Source organism: Microbacterium sp. MEJ108Y, from assembly GCF_000834175.1.
GTDB classification, from domain to species: Bacteria; Actinomycetota; Actinomycetes; order Actinomycetales; family Microbacteriaceae; genus Microbacterium; species Microbacterium forte.
In genome coordinates this window covers 94,512-108,156 of sequence record NZ_JXQX01000004.1, presented here as the reverse complement: position 1 = coordinate 108,156, position 13,645 = coordinate 94,512, and the positions used below count along the sequence as shown (strand labels likewise).

Sequence of the window (13,645 nt, the reverse complement as noted above, 5' to 3'; positions counted from 1 at the left end):
TTATGACGGGCGCGAGAAAAAACTTTTCGAGGGTCTCCGCGGGCCTGCCCTAAGCTCGCAGCATGTTCAGCGCCGAGACCCTTGCGACCTTCGTCGTGGCCGCGTTCGTGATGGTCGTGATCCCTGGGCCGACGGTGCTCTTCACGATCGGCAGAGCGATGGCCCTGGGGCGGCTCGGCGGATTTCTCAGCATCCTGGGCACGGCGCTCGGGTCGATCGTGCTGGTCGTCGGCGTCGCGCTGGGGGTGGGCACGGTGGTGGCGCAGTCGATCGTGCTCTTCACGATCGTGAAGGTGCTCGGCGCCGGCTACCTGGTGTTCCTCGGCATCCAGGCGATCAGGCATCGCAAGGACTCCGCGGCCACGATGACCGGGCCGGTGGCGAGGCGATCAGGCGTGCGGCTGCTCGTCGAGGGTTTCGTCGTCGGCGTCACCAACCCCAAGTCGATCGCCTTCTTCCTGGCGATCCTCCCGCAGTTCGTCGACCTGCACGCGGGGTCGGTGCCGATGCAGCTGTTCGTGCTCGGCGCGATCGTCGTCGCGATCGGTGTCGCCTGCGATGCGATCTGGGTGCTGCTCGCCAGCGGCGCCCGTGAGTGGTTCGGTCGATCTCCTCGCCGCATCGAGGCCATGGGCGCCACCGGAGGTGGGCTCATGATCGGCCTCGGCGCGTTCCTGCTGCTGTGGAGCGAGAAGCCCGCTAACGGCTGAGGCGCAGCGTCACATCCGTGCGAAGCGCGCGCGGACCATCGAGAAGATGCCGTAGATCGCGAGTCCGACCCCGACGAGCCAGAGGATCGCGCGGCCCTGGGGCAGGTCGATCAGACTCCGCAGGGCTCCATCCAGGCCGGCAGCCTTCTCGGGGTCCTGCGTCCACGCCGCGACGACGAACAGCAATCCGGTCACGGTGATCGCGATGCCCTTGGCGATGTAGCCCGCGATGCCGAGGGCGATGATCCCGGGCCGCGAGGGCCCCTCCGGAACATCCATCGTCTTCTCGAAGCCCCGGGTGAAGCCGATGACGATGAACCCGACACCCACACCCGCCACGGTGAGCCCGATGATGATGAGCAGCACGATCCCTCCGGGAGCACCGAGGATCACCGCGCTGAGGGCGCGCAGCGTCGTCTCGGACTCGACATGCCCTCCGAAGGCGAAGATCAGCGCAAGGCCGGCGATCACGAGGTACGCGCCCGCGATGCCGATGAGCTTGATCCTCATCCCCCATTTGCGGGGCTCCTTGCCGCGGGCGAGGAGCCCGCTGGCGATCTGCCACACGGCAAGGGCGACCAGCGCCACCGCGACCAGCCCGAGAACCAGCCCGCCGACGGGGGTCGAGCGGATCTGCTCCATCGCTCCGTCCTGGTCGGCGTCGCCGCCGCCGCCTGTGGCGATGGAGACGGCGATCGCCCCGATGATGATGTGCACGAGACCGACCACGACGAAACCTGCCCGCGCCACCCGTCGGAAGGCATCGGATCGCTGCGCGGTGCGCGCGGCACCCTTCGCTGAGGTCATCCGAGCAGGATATCCCCCGCCACGAAGAACGCCGGAGGGGTTGCGCGGAGCGCGCTCGACACTCGTCAGCCGGTGCGCTCCACGGGCTGGCGCAGGATCGTCCGGAGCTTCGACGGATCGACGCGCCTGACATCGCTGAGGTAGACCTCGTGGTGCAGCCCCGTCATGGCCAGACCGTTCTCGGGGATGAACCGGTGGTGCAGCTCGTCGAGCACCGGGGCCTCATTGTCGTATGAGCCGACGTGAAGGGTCTGCACGCACAGTCCCTCGTCGAGGGTCTCGAGCCGCACGGACCGCAGCGCGGGAGATGCCTGCTTCTTCTTCGCGAGCTTCTCCTCGACCGTGTCGACCGCGCGATCGAACATCTCGCGGGTGACGTGCTCCGGCACCATGATCATGAGCGTCCATTCCCACGCCGACTTGTCGCGGCGCGATGTGAACGACTCCATGTCGGGTGCGTGCCACTGCCCCTCGAGAGGCATCACGACCGTGTCGATCCCGAGCTGGTCCCTGCTCGCGAACTTGAGAGTGTAGGCGACGGGGAAGAGGGCGGACACCGCATCCTGATACGCCTGGGCACTGTTCGGGTCGCCCGCACCGTCGACCATCAGGTACTGCATCGGGGGCACCTCGAGGATGCGGAACTCACCGCGCTTCGCCCGATAGGCGTCGAGGGTCTTCTTGGGATCGAGCGCCATCGCGGGTCCTCTCACGGCGGCATCGGCATCCGACCGTCGCCACAGTGTCGCACGGGCCGCAGACATCGGGTGGGCGGCGCGACAGTCCGTGCCGCCCACCCGAGTCGCGTCACGCCGGCTCGACCGCCAGCCAGAGCTCGCACGACGCGTGCGAGCCGGTGAACTCGAGGTACCGCACGATCGACGGACCAGGGCGCAGCCGCCAGGGATTCGACGGGAACCACTCGGTCGCCGTGGCCGCCCAGAGGGTCTGCAGGGTCTCAGGGAACGGACCTGACGCGGAGAAGACCGCCCACGCGCCCGCCTCGACCCGGATGGCGTCAAGGTCGTCGGGAACCACGGTGGATGCAGACACGGAGACGCCGTGCAGATAGGTGAGCTCCGTCCCCTCCGGCGCGTCCGGTGCGACATCACCGGTGACGGCGAGGATTCCGCCGGGCTCCGCGTCGCTCATCGCCTTCAGCCTGAGATGCTCTTCGGGCGCGATCGAGGCGATGTGCGCCTGGATGTGCGGATTCGCGCCCTCGTGGATGAGCGGCACTCGCGCGGCGTGGCCGACGAGCACGAGCTCGGGGGTGGTGATGATGGTGACGTCCATCTGGGTGCTCCCTTCGACGCTCAGGCGGAACCGGAGCGTGGGTTGTGTGCGGAGAGGACCCCCGTCGCGGCGCGCGTCGACCGGACTGATCCCGTGCACGGCGCGGAACGCGCGGCCGAACGCCTCGTTCGAGCCGTAGCCGTGTCTCACCGCGACATCGAGCACGTTCGGGGCGCCGGCGGCGAGTTCTGCTCCGGCGAGCGTCATCCGGCGGCGGCGGACGTACTCCGACAGCGGCATCCCGGCCAGAGCCGAGAACATCCGCCGCAGGTGGTACTCCGTCGTCCCGTGGACACGAGCGAACCCGGCGACGTCGATCTCGTCTGCGGCGTCAGCCTCGACGAGATCGACCAGTGCGTTGAGCGTTCCGATCATGAGGTCCTCCTTTCCTCACCATCGTGCGATCCGAGGGTGTGCCGCGACCCGACTTTCCGGGTCGGATCCGATCAGCCGCCTCGCGAGGTCAGCTGCGCTCCCCCGGATCCGCGAGCAGGTCGGCGAGGGCCAGTTCGGCCGCGCCGATCAGCAGCCTGTCGGCGCCGAGAGCGGCAGGACGGATCTCGAGCGTCTCCGCGCTCTCCGGCATCGCCAGCGCTCGCACGTCGTCCGCGATCTGCGTCGCCCTCAGATCGGCGATCGTCGCGAGGAACCCTCCGAGCACGACGAGAGCGGGGTTGAGCACGTTGACGGCGTTGGCCAGCGCCCCCGCGAGCACACGCGCCTGACGCGTGATCTCATCAGCCACCACCGCCGATCCGGATTCCGAGAGCTCGGCGTCGAGCGTCTCGTCATCCGCCGTATCGAGGCCCACCGCGTCGAGCAGCAGACGGCGACTCACCTCGGCCTCGAGCACGCCATCGGCGGTGCGGCGATCCGCGTCTGCAGAGATCCGCGGCCTGTTCTGGCCGAACTCCCCCGCGTATCCGCCCGCGCCGGCGACCGGCTTGCCGTTGACGATCAGGCCGCCGCCGATGCCCGACGCACCTCCGTTCAGGTAGACGACGTCGTCGATGCCGCGGCCGGCGCCGTAGCGGTGCTCGGCGATGGCCCCGAGCGTCGCATCATTGTCGACGAAGGCGGCAGACGACGTGGCCGCGGAGACGAGGTCGGCGAGCGGCACGTCGGTCCAGCCCAGATGCGGCGCGTTGCGCACGACCCCGTCGGAGGCGCGCACGAGACCGGGCACGGCGACGCCGATGGCCGCGATCCGCGTATCGGCGAGCGGCCCCTCGCGCCATGCGGCGATGCGCTCGGCGATCGTCGCCGCGACGACTCCGGGTGTCGGCACCGTCTCGTTCGGCAGGCGTTCGCGCACGAGGATGCTGCGGTCGAGGCCGACCGCAGCGATCTCGATCGCATCGACCTCCGGGTTCACCGCGATGGCGACGATGCGAGCAGAGGCAGTCACGACCGGCGACGGTCGACCCACGCGACCGGCGACGTCCGGGACCCGCTCGTCGACGAGCCCCCGTCTGACGAGCTCTGCGACGAGGTCGGCGATCGTCGAGCGGTTGAGCCCCGTCTGCTCGGTGAGAGCTGCTCTCGACTGGGCGCCGTTCTCGTGCACGAGCCGCAGGATGAGGGAGAGATTGTGGGGGCGGGTGCCCAGCGCGGGGCTCGACTGCGACGGCATCCCTTCACTGTAGGGGGTGGACGCGCCCCCTGTCATGAGATATGTTGTCAAGCACAACTTATTCGATGACCTGCACAGGAGCAGCCATGAGCACCCCCACCCGCGATGACAAGTTCTCCTTCGGCCTGTGGACCGTCGGCTACAACGGCGCAGACCCCTTCGGCGGCCCCACCCGGCCCGCGCTCGACGTGGTGCACGCCGTCGAGAAGCTCGCCGAGCTCGGCGCCTACGGTCTGACCTTCCACGACGACGACCTGTTCGCCTTCGGATCGACCGACGCCGAGCGCCAGACGCAGATCGACCGGCTCAAGGGCGCCCTCGACGACACGGGCCTCGTCGTGCCGATGGTCACCACCAACCTGTTCAGCGCACCCATCTTCAAGGACGGCGGCTTCACGTCGAACGACCGCGATGTGCGCCGGTACGCCCTGCGCAAGGTGTTCCGCCAGCTCGACCTCGGCGCGGAGCTCGGCGCCAAGACGTTCGTCATGTGGGGTGGGCGCGAGGGTGCCGAGTACGACTCCGCGAAGGACATCCGCCAGGCACTCGAGCGCTACCGCGAGGCCGTGAACCTGCTCGGCGACTACGTCACCGACAAGGGCTACGACATCCGGTTCGCGATCGAGCCGAAGCCCAACGAGCCGCGCGGCGACATCCTGCTGCCGACCCTCGGGCACGCGATCGCCTTCATCGATTCGCTCGAGCGCCCCGAGCTCGTCGGCGTGAACCCCGAGGTGGGTCACGAGCAGATGGCCGGGCTCAACTTCACCGCCGGCATCGCGCAGGCGCTCTTCCACGGCAAGCTCTTCCACATCGATCTCAACGGTCAGCGCGGCATCAAGTACGACCAGGACCTCGTCTTCGGTCACGGCGACCTGCACAACGCCTTCTCGCTCGTCGACCTGCTCGAGAACGGCGGCCCCGGCGGAGTGCCCGCCTACGACGGCCCGCGCCACTTCGACTACAAGCCGAGCCGAACCGAAGACGAGAAGGGCGTCTGGGACTCTGCGGCCGCGAACATGCGCACCTACCTGCTCCTGAAGGAGCGCGCTGCGGCGTTCCGCGCCGACCCCGAAGTGCAGGAGGCACTCGCGGCGGCTCGCGTCGACGAGCTCTCGACGCCGACCCTCAACCCCGGAGAGAGCTACGACGACTTCCTCGCCGACCGCTCGGCATACGAGGACTTCGACGCGAACTCCTACTTCGGCGGCAAGGGCTTCGGCTTCGTCCGACTGCAGCAGCTCGCGACCGAGCACCTGCTCGGCGCTCGCTGATCGACATGCCGCTGGTTCTCGGGGTCGACTCGTCGACCCAGTCCTGCAAGGCCGTCGTCGTCGACACGGCGACCGGCGCTGTCGTCCGCGCCGGTCGCGCGACGCACCCTGACGGGACGTCGGTCGACCCCGAGGCCTGGTGGCGTGCCCTGAACGCCGCGATCACGGAGGCCGGCTCTCTCGACGAGATCGAGGCCTGGTCGATCGGCGGGCAGCAGCACGGCCTGGTGGCGCTCGACGAATCCGGCCGTGTCATCCGCGATGCACTGCTGTGGAACGACACGCGCTCCGCAGGGGCGGCGACGGAACTGATCGCCGAGTACGGAGCAACAGAGCTGGCCGCGCGCACCGGGCTCGTTCCCGTGGCCTCGTTCACGATCACGAAGCTGCGCTGGCTGCGCGATCACGAGCCCGAGAACGCGGCACGGGTGGCCGCGGTCGCTCTTCCACACGACTGGCTGACGTGGCGCCTGCGCGGCTTCGGCCCCGAGAACCCGGTGCTCGACGAGCTCGTGACCGATCGGTCGGATGCGTCGGGCACCGGCTACTGGAATCCGTCGACGGGCGAGTACGACCGCGAGCTGCTGGTCGCCGCTCTGGGGCACGATGCGATCCTGCCCCGGGTGCTCGCACACGACGAGTGGACGACGGATGCCGATGGTCGGCGCGTCGGCGCCGGAGCCGGAGACAACGCCGCTGCCGCACTCGGGCTCGGCGCCGTGCCCGGGGATGCGGTCGTGTCGATCGGCACATCCGGCACGGTGTGTGCGATCAGCACCACCCCGCTGAGCGATGCGACCGGAACTGTGGCAGGGTTCGCCGATGCCTCGGGCAACTTCCTTCCTCTCGTCGCCACGCTCAACGCGGCCCGGGTCGTCGACGTGACGGCAGCACTGCTCGGTGTGACGCACGACGAGTTCAGCGATCTCGCTCTGCAGGCCACGCCGGGCGCGGACGGACTCACGCTGCTCCCCTACTTCGAGGGCGAGCGCACACCCAACCTGCCGGATGCCACGGCATCCCTCTCGGGCATGACACTGGCATCCACGACGAGGGAGAACCTGGCCCGCGCTGCGGTCGAGGGGATGCTGCGCGGACTGGGCGCGGGCCTCGACGCGCTGCGCGACCTCGGCATCCCTCTCGAGCGCGCCCTGCTGATCGGCGGCGGCGCGCAGTCGGAGGCCGTGCGCCGCGTGGCGCCGGAGATCCTGGGTCTCCCTGTCGAGGTGCCGGAACCCGGTGAGTACGTGGCGCTCGGCGCTGCGCGCCAGGCTGCTCTGATCGTCGACTGATCCTGCGCATCTGCCCTCGGGAGGACGGCCCCTCGGGAGGAGATCTGCGCCTCGGGAGGAGATCTGCGCTTCGGGAGGAGCCGTGAACGGCATCCGTCCTCCCGAGGCGCAGTCCTCCTCCCGAACCGGTGGCGACTGCGTCGGACGCGTACTGCGAACCACGCGCGAGGCAGCGGATGCCGAAGGCGGATGCCGAATGCGGATGCCGAATGCGGATGCGGTCAGCCGGCGAGCACCCGAGCGTCGCGCTGGGCGATGATGCTCAGCTCGGCAGCGGCGAAGGCGTGCTGCTGCGTCATCGCATGCTCGGTGCGGTCGAGGCAGTCGCGGATCAGCCGGCCGAAGAACGGGAACCCCGTCCTGCCCGTCGCGTCGAACCGGAACTGCCCGTCCTGATTGACGAGCAGCACCTGACCGCCGCCGTTGTCGGTCGTGATGTCGGTGTACTTGCGCAGCTCGATGTACCCGTCGGTGCCGAGCAGCACGGTGCGCCCATCGCCGAAGACGTCCAGTCCTGCCGGGGTGAACCAGTCCACGCGCACATAGCCGGTCGTGCCGTTGTCGAGCACCACGTGTGCATCGCCGAAGTCCTGCAGCCCCGGGGTCTCGCGATGCGCGTAGTTGGCGACCGTCGAGCTGACCACCTCTCCGTCCGTCGCACCGGTGTAGTAGAGCATCTGCTCGAAGTTGTGGCTGCCGATGTCGCAGATGATCCCGCCGTACTGCTCGGGGTCGTAGAACCAGTCGGGGCGCCCGGTGCCGATGCGATGAGGGCCGAACGACGCGACCTGGAGCACGGTTCCGATCGCTCCCTGATCGATCAGCTGGCCGGCGAGGATCGCCGCCTCGGAGTGCACCCGCTCGCCGTAGTAGACGGCGAACTTCTGCCCGGTGCGCTCGACGGCCTCGCGGGCCGCGGCGAGGTCGTCCATCGTCGTGATCGCGGGCTTGTCGGCGAAGAAGTCCTTGCCGGCGTCGAGGACGCGGACACCGAGCCGAGCCCGCTGATTGGCGATCGACGCGCTCGCGACGAGTCGCACGTGCGGGTCGTCGAGCACCTCCTGCTCGCTGGCGGCCGCCCGCGCCTGCGGGAACCGCTCGACGAAGTCGGCGAGCTTCGCGGGGTCGGCGTCGTAGACGAGCGACAGCGTGGCACCAGCCTCGAGAAGCTGCTCAACCATGCCGAAGATGTGGCCGTGGTCGAGCCCCACGGCGGCGAACACGAACTCACCGGGGCCGACGACCGGCTCCGGCAGCGGATCGAAGGTGTAGGTGCGGGTCATCGCAGGGTCTCCTCATCGTTCACGCCACCATCGTTCACGCTATAGGTGCGCAGGCGTCCGCACATGCCGAATGCGCGCTCTCCCACCGAGGGTGCGGCCCGGTGCACGCGGGCGTCGGCCAGATGCGCCACAGAGCCCGCTGCCACCGCCTCGGCGAGCGCGAGCGAGTGCTCGGCCTGAGCCAGTGGGCCCTCTCGCACCAGGTCGGGCCATGTCCGGGCACGGTCGAGCACGAGCGCCGCAGCAGCATCGTGGAAGGCGGTGAGAGCGGTGCGGTCGCCGGCGGCGACGGCGTCCCGCAGCGTCTCGAACCCCGTCACCGCGAGGTCGCGTCGTCGTCCGGCTCGTACTGCGCGTTCGCCGTCGTCGTCCCCGAGCGACACCGCTGCGGCATACGCGTCGGGGTCGCCGACGACGTCGGACGGAAACGTCAGCACGGCATCGCCCGCCTCGGGCAGCCCGGCATTGCTCATGAGCACGACCACGCGCAGGTCTCCGCGGTTCACGGCGCGGTGGATCGTGCCGGGGGTGAACCACACGACCGACCCGGCAGTCAGGGTCGTCTCACGGACTCCGTCGGCGTCGATCGTCTGCAGCGCGCCCTCACCCGAGATCACGACATAGGCCTCGGTCGAGACGAGGTGCATGTGGGGGCTCCCTCCGCAGATGCCGTCGGGCGCGGCATCGGCATACACGTCGAGATGCGACAGCGAGGTGCCACCCGGGAACGAGGATGCGGTCACGATGCCGCCTCCACCAGCGACGAGGTCTTCTCGAAGAAGTGCGGAGCGTGCGCGACCAGCTGCCCGGCTCGGTAGTAGGGGTCGGACGCGGCGATCGGCAGCGACACGAACTGGCGTTCGAACCCCGCCTTGTAGATGGCGGTGACCACCTCGACCGCATTGCGGCCGTCCTGACCCCCGGCGATCGGCGGCCGGCTGTCGCGGATCGCGGCGATCAGATCGCCGATCTGACCCTCGTGGCCGAGATGCGCGAGCGGTGTGCGGCCCGCGACGAGAGCCTCGATGCGCGCCACGGCGTCGGGAGCTCCGCCCTCTTCGGGGAATCCGTCGCGCCGGGACTGCTCTGCGACGACGGAGAACGGCTGCGACACCCGCGCATCCGCACCCTGGATCACGATCGCCTGCTCCTCGCCGTGGTGCACCACCGAGCTGGTCAGCTGGGCGAGGCCGCGGTCGTACCGGAAGATCGCGACCGAGAGATCCTCGACCTCGGCGTTGTCGTGCTGCGCGTTGGCGAGCATGGCGGTGATCTCGGTCGGAGTCCCCAGCAGCCACAGCAGCAGGTCGATGTGGTGGATGGCGTGGTTCAGCGTGCATCCGCCACCCTCTTTCTCCCACGTACCGCGCCACGAGAGGTCGTAGTAGGGCAGCCCTCGCCACCACGCCGAGTCGACGCGCACGTGCGAGATCGAGCCGAGCAGACCGGAGTCGACGACGTCTTTAAACGCCGCGAGGTCGTCGCGGAATCGGTTCTGCGCGACGACAGACAGCACTCTGCCCGAGCGCTCCTGTGCCGCGAGCATCGCATCGCACTCTTCGAGCGAGGGCGCCATCGGCTTCTCGACGAGCACGTGGATCCCCGCGTCGAGGGCGGCGATCGCCAGCGACGCGTGCGTCGACGGCGGAGTCGCGATGCTCACGATGTCGAGGCCCGCGTGGGCGATCATCTCGAGCGGATCGTCGAACGTCGCCGCATCCGCGAGTCCGAAGGCCCCGGCCTTCTGCGCCGCCCTGCCCGGGATCACGTCGGCGAGCGCGACCACCTCGCACTCGTCGCGGAACGCGAGGTATCCGCTGATGTGCGCGTCGGCGATCCCGCCGGTGCCGATGATGCCGATCCTGAGCATTCGCTGCCTCCTCGATGAGGTGTTACTACGTATTACTAAGACGTAGTAGATACTATCGAGAGGCACACCCGTCACGTCAAGCCCGGAAAGGACGGATGCCGTGGACAAGAGGCCGACGAGCCATGACGTCGCACACCTCGCCGGGGTGTCGCAGTCGACCGTGTCCTTCGTCTTCACCGGGCGCGCCGGAATCTCGGAGGCCACCCGAGACCGGGTGCTGCGAGCAGCATCCGAGCTGAACTACCGGCCGAACCTCGCGGCCCGCTCCATGCGCACGCACCGCACCGGGCGACTCGCGGTCGTCGTGCCGATCGCCACCATGAACCCGCTCACCCTGCTGTCGGGTGCGATCTCCGCCGCCCGCGAGGAGGGCTACGTCGTCGAGGTCGTGAGCCTGCCCGAGGACCCGACGGCCCGCGACGAGCGCCTCTCCGAGCTCGTCGACTCCGGTCAGTACGAGGGGGTGCTCGCGTTCACCCCGCTCCCCTTCACTGACACGAGCGGGGGCGGCGGGCCCGTCGTGCTGTCGGTGGGCGAGTTCGACGACGCCATGCACATGACCGGCGAGTTCACCGATTCCCGTCCGATCGCCGAGATGATCGAGCGACTCGCCGCGCAGGGCCACAGGAGATTCGTGCACCTGGCCGGCCCCGACGACTTCCCGTCGGCGCGAGCCCGCCGCGCCGCCTATCTCGACACGATCGCCCGACTCGGACTCGAGTCACTGGGGGTGTTCGGCGACGAGTGGAGCGGCAGCGCCGGTGAGGCCGCCGTCGACGCGCTGCCGGCGAATGCACCGCCTCTGGCCGTGATCGCGGCGAACGACGTCATCGCGACGGGCGCGATCCGCGCGGCGACCAGGCGCGGATGGACGCTGCCCGACGACGTCGCCGTCACCGGGTGGGACGACCACCCCCAGAGCGCGTTCCTCGTGCCCTCGCTGACGAGCGTCTCGCAGGACCGCGAGAGACTGGGGGCCCACTCGATGCATCGCCTCATCGCCGCCGTGCGCGGTGGAGAGCCGCCGACGAAACCCGACGGTCTGCTCACCGTGATCTGGCGCGAGTCGACCGAATCCCCCCGCTGACCGCCGTGAACCGGAGACGCACATGAAGATCCTGATCCCGAACACCATCGCGCTGCCGCTGACAGCAGACGTCGAGACCGTCGTCTACGACATCGACGCGGACGTCCCCGTTGAGCACCGCGACGCCGAGGTGCTGGTGGTCTGGCACAACTCCTCGTCGTGGCTGCAGCACGCAGCTCGCGTGCTCCCCCGGCTGCAGCTCGTGCAGGCTCTGGCCTCGGGAGCCGACGCGGTGCTGAACGCCGGGTTCGCGGCGGACGTGCGCATCTGCTCGGGTCGCTCGCTGCACGACGGTCCGGTCGCCGAGCACGCCCTGGCGCTGATCCTGAGCGCGGTGCGCCGACTCGACCGCCTGCGCGACGCCCAGCGCGAGCACCGCTGGGACGACGAGTTCATCGACGAGCAGAGTGCTGTCGAGACCCGGGCGCTGCACACGCTCTCCGGTGCTCGGGTGACCATCTGGGGCTTCGGATCGATCGCTTCGACGCTCGCTCCGTCGCTCACCGCACTCGGGGCCGAGGTGCAGGGCATCGCCCGCACCGCCGGCGAGCGGTCGGGCTTCGACGTGCACGCGGATGCCGATGCGACCGATGTGCTGGCAGACACCGACGTACTGGTGTCGATCCTGCCCGCCACCGACGAGACCGCCGATCTGTTCGACGCCGAGGTGTTCGCCGCACTCAAGCCCGGTGCCGTGTTCGTGAACGTGGGTCGGGGTGCCACCGTCGACGAGGGCGCCTTGATCGCGGCACTCGAGTCAGGGCAGCTGCGCGCCGCAGCGATCGACGTCGCGAAGTCGGAGCCGCTCCCGGCATCCGATCCGCTCTGGGACGCGCCGAACCTGCTCATCACACCGCACATCGCCGGCAACCGGCCGGTGGGTGCCGCCCGGCTCGTCGACGACAACGTCACCCGCCTGCTCGCCGGCGACGGTCTCGTGAACCAGGTGCGGCCATAGGGTCTGGACACCTCGCCGGGAGCGGCGCACGCTGAACCCATGACCGCCTTTCAGACAGCACACGCGTTCAGCGGATTCAGCGTGGACGACATCGATGCCGCCCGCTCCTTCTACGGCGACACCCTCGGCATGGACGTCACCACCAACGCCATGGGGTTCCTCGACATCAGCCTGCCCGAGGGTGGGTCGATCCTCGTCTACGCCAAACCGAACCACGAGCCCGCGAGCTTCACGATCCTCAACTTCCCGGTGGATGACGTCGAGGCCGCCGTCGACGAGCTCAACGGCCGCGGGGTCGTGACGAAGATCTACGACGACTCGGAGTTCGACACCGACGACAAGGGCATACTTCGGGGCGGCCCGGACCGCGGACCCGACATCGCCTGGTTCAAGGACCCCGCAGGCAACGTGCTCGCCGTGCTCGCCGCCGGCTGATCCTGCGTCAGCCGAGCAGGCCGTCGAACAGGGCGTTCACGGCAGGGTCGACCCGCTGCAGGTCGGGGTGCGCGTCGTGCCAGTCGATGATCTCTCGCGCCGCCGTGTGCAGAGGAATTACGGGGGTGAAGTCGGGCACGACGCGGCGGATCTTCGTGTTGTCGAAGACGACCGAGTGCGCCATGTCGCCCGAGAGCTGACCGGCGCGATCCGGTGCGGCATCCTCGATCGCCGCGCTTGTGGCATAGCGGATCTTCGGCTCGGCCCCGGCCGCGCGTCCGAGGATCGAGTAGATCTCGTTCCATGTGTAGACGAAGTCGCTGGTGATCTGGAAAGTGTCGCCGTAGGCGAGCGGGTTGCCGAGCAGCCCGGCGAATCCGACGGCGAAGTCGCTCGAGTGGGTGAGGGTCCACAGCGACGTGCCATCGCCGTGCACGATGATCTCCTCGCCACGGCGGATGCGATCGATCGCCGTCCATCCGCCGAACGCCGGGATCGTCCACTTGTCGTAGGTGTGCGAGGGACGCAGCACCGTGACCGGGAAGCCGCGGTCGCGATAGGCGGCGGTGAGCAGGTCTTCACACGCGATCTTGTCTCGCGAGTACTGCCAGTACGGGTTGCGCAGCGGCGTCGACTCGGTGATCGGCAGGCGGGCGACGGGCTTCTGATAGGCGGATGCCGAGCTGATGAAGACGTACTGCCCCGTGCGACCCTCGAAGCGGTCGATGTCACGCTGCACCTGGTCAGGCGTGAACGCGATCATGTCGGCGACGACGTCGAACTCGCGCCCGGCGAGCGCGGCGTCGACCGCGGCGGCATCCGTGATGTCGGCCGTCAGCACCTCGACGCCCTCCGCGGGCTCCCGGCGCGACTGCCCGCGATTCAGCAGCGTCACCTCCATGCCTCGGGATGCGGCGAGCGCGCTCGCCGCCGAGGAGATGATTCCGGTTCCACCGATGAACAACACCTTCGTCGCAGCCATGCATCGACTCTATCGACG

Annotated in this window: 14 protein-coding genes; 6 read left to right on the top strand and 8 right to left on the bottom strand. The window is 69.2% G+C overall.

Annotated features, from left to right (window positions below):
- The first annotated feature begins 62 nt into the window (after positions 1-62).
- On the top strand, positions 63-710 hold the full coding sequence (locus RU09_RS02435) for a LysE family translocator (protein ID WP_042537092.1): 648 nt from the start codon (positions 63-65) through the stop codon (positions 708-710).
- Positions 711-719: 9 nt separating this feature from the next.
- On the opposite strand, the gene RU09_RS02430 is transcribed toward RU09_RS02435, so the two are convergent.
- The 4 genes from RU09_RS02430 to RU09_RS02415 form a co-directional block, all read right to left on the bottom strand.
- Positions 720-1,517, bottom strand: coding sequence for a DUF1206 domain-containing protein (locus RU09_RS02430; RefSeq protein WP_042537090.1), 798 nt, complete (start codon positions 1,515-1,517; stop codon positions 720-722).
- Positions 1,518-1,582: 65 nt separating this feature from the next.
- The gene (locus RU09_RS02425; protein ID WP_042537087.1) at positions 1,583-2,215 is read right to left on the bottom strand and encodes a GyrI-like domain-containing protein; all 633 of its coding nucleotides are present in this window, start codon (positions 2,213-2,215) and stop codon (positions 1,583-1,585) included.
- A 109-nt stretch (positions 2,216-2,324) separates the two neighbouring features.
- A complete protein-coding gene (locus RU09_RS02420) occupies positions 2,325-3,188 on the bottom strand; it encodes an AraC family transcriptional regulator (RefSeq protein ID WP_042537084.1) in 864 nt (287 codons plus the stop codon).
- An 88-nt stretch (positions 3,189-3,276) separates the two neighbouring features.
- Complete coding sequence (locus RU09_RS02415) at positions 3,277-4,446, bottom strand: ROK family transcriptional regulator (protein WP_042537082.1); 1,170 nt, start codon at positions 4,444-4,446, stop codon at positions 3,277-3,279.
- Positions 4,447-4,532: 86 nt separating this feature from the next.
- On the opposite strand from RU09_RS02415, the gene xylA reads away from it, so the two are divergent.
- Together xylA and xylB are read left to right on the top strand one after the other, a co-directional pair.
- A complete protein-coding gene (gene xylA / locus RU09_RS02410; RefSeq protein WP_042537080.1) occupies positions 4,533-5,720 on the top strand; it encodes a xylose isomerase in 1,188 nt (395 codons plus the stop codon).
- A gap of 5 nt (positions 5,721-5,725) precedes the next feature.
- The gene (gene xylB, locus RU09_RS02405) at positions 5,726-7,012 is read left to right on the top strand and encodes a xylulokinase (protein ID WP_042537078.1); all 1,287 of its coding nucleotides are present in this window, start codon (positions 5,726-5,728) and stop codon (positions 7,010-7,012) included.
- 221 nt (positions 7,013-7,233) lie between these two features.
- Here xylB and RU09_RS02400 read toward each other — a convergent pair whose 3' ends face one another.
- The 3 genes from RU09_RS02400 to RU09_RS02390 are packed head-to-tail and all read right to left on the bottom strand — an operon-like array spanning position 7,234 to position 10,165.
- Positions 7,234-8,295 carry a Gfo/Idh/MocA family protein gene (locus RU09_RS02400; protein WP_042537075.1) on the bottom strand — a complete coding sequence of 354 codons (1,062 nt, stop codon included), beginning with the start codon at positions 8,293-8,295 and terminating at the stop codon, positions 7,234-7,236.
- Positions 8,292-9,038: a cupin domain-containing protein gene (locus tag RU09_RS02395; protein WP_042537072.1), complete on the bottom strand. Its 747-nt coding sequence runs from the start codon at positions 9,036-9,038 to the stop codon at positions 8,292-8,294. Before RU09_RS02395 ends, RU09_RS02400 begins: the two co-directional genes overlap by 4 nt.
- Complete coding sequence (locus tag RU09_RS02390) at positions 9,035-10,165, bottom strand: Gfo/Idh/MocA family protein (RefSeq protein ID WP_042537070.1); 1,131 nt, start codon at positions 10,163-10,165, stop codon at positions 9,035-9,037. Before RU09_RS02390 ends, RU09_RS02395 begins: the two co-directional genes overlap by 4 nt.
- Before the next feature lie 100 nt (positions 10,166-10,265).
- Between RU09_RS02390 and RU09_RS02385 the strand changes: the two genes are divergently transcribed.
- Genes RU09_RS02385 through RU09_RS02375 form a run of 3 tightly spaced genes read left to right on the top strand, consistent with a single transcriptional unit; the run spans position 10,266 to position 12,645 of the window.
- Positions 10,266-11,252 (top strand): LacI family DNA-binding transcriptional regulator, encoded by a 987-nt coding sequence (locus RU09_RS02385; protein WP_042537068.1) that lies wholly within the window; start codon positions 10,266-10,268, stop codon positions 11,250-11,252.
- Positions 11,253-11,274: 22 nt separating this feature from the next.
- Complete coding sequence (locus RU09_RS02380; RefSeq protein WP_042537066.1) at positions 11,275-12,210, top strand: NAD(P)-dependent oxidoreductase; 936 nt, start codon at positions 11,275-11,277, stop codon at positions 12,208-12,210.
- A gap of 39 nt (positions 12,211-12,249) precedes the next feature.
- Positions 12,250-12,645, top strand: a complete 396-nt coding sequence (locus RU09_RS02375; protein ID WP_042537065.1) for a VOC family protein — start codon at positions 12,250-12,252, stop codon at positions 12,643-12,645.
- A 7-nt stretch (positions 12,646-12,652) separates the two neighbouring features.
- On the opposite strand, the gene RU09_RS02370 is transcribed toward RU09_RS02375, so the two are convergent.
- A complete protein-coding gene (locus RU09_RS02370; protein ID WP_042537063.1) occupies positions 12,653-13,627 on the bottom strand; it encodes an NAD-dependent epimerase/dehydratase family protein in 975 nt (324 codons plus the stop codon).
- Between the last annotated feature and the right edge of the window lie 18 nt (positions 13,628-13,645).

Coding starts and splice junctions, on each gene's coding strand:
- RU09_RS02435 (WP_042537092.1), top strand. CDS start 63: ATGTTCAGCGCCGAGACCCTTGCGACCTTCGTCGTGGCCGCGTTCGTG.
- RU09_RS02430 (WP_042537090.1), bottom strand. CDS start 1,517: ATGACCTCAGCGAAGGGTGCCGCGCGCACCGCGCAGCGATCCGATGCC.
- RU09_RS02425 (WP_042537087.1), bottom strand. CDS start 2,215: ATGGCGCTCGATCCCAAGAAGACCCTCGACGCCTATCGGGCGAAGCGC.
- RU09_RS02420 (WP_042537084.1), bottom strand. CDS start 3,188: ATGATCGGAACGCTCAACGCACTGGTCGATCTCGTCGAGGCTGACGCC.
- RU09_RS02415 (WP_042537082.1), bottom strand. CDS start 4,446: ATGCCGTCGCAGTCGAGCCCCGCGCTGGGCACCCGCCCCCACAATCTC.
- xylA (WP_042537080.1), top strand. CDS start 4,533: ATGAGCACCCCCACCCGCGATGACAAGTTCTCCTTCGGCCTGTGGACC.
- xylB (WP_042537078.1), top strand. CDS start 5,726: ATGCCGCTGGTTCTCGGGGTCGACTCGTCGACCCAGTCCTGCAAGGCC.
- RU09_RS02400 (WP_042537075.1), bottom strand. CDS start 8,295: ATGACCCGCACCTACACCTTCGATCCGCTGCCGGAGCCGGTCGTCGGC.
- RU09_RS02390 (WP_042537070.1), bottom strand. CDS start 10,165: ATGCTCAGGATCGGCATCATCGGCACCGGCGGGATCGCCGACGCGCAC.
- RU09_RS02380 (WP_042537066.1), top strand. CDS start 11,275: ATGAAGATCCTGATCCCGAACACCATCGCGCTGCCGCTGACAGCAGAC.
- RU09_RS02375 (WP_042537065.1), top strand. CDS start 12,250: ATGACCGCCTTTCAGACAGCACACGCGTTCAGCGGATTCAGCGTGGAC.
- RU09_RS02370 (WP_042537063.1), bottom strand. CDS start 13,627: ATGGCTGCGACGAAGGTGTTGTTCATCGGTGGAACCGGAATCATCTCC.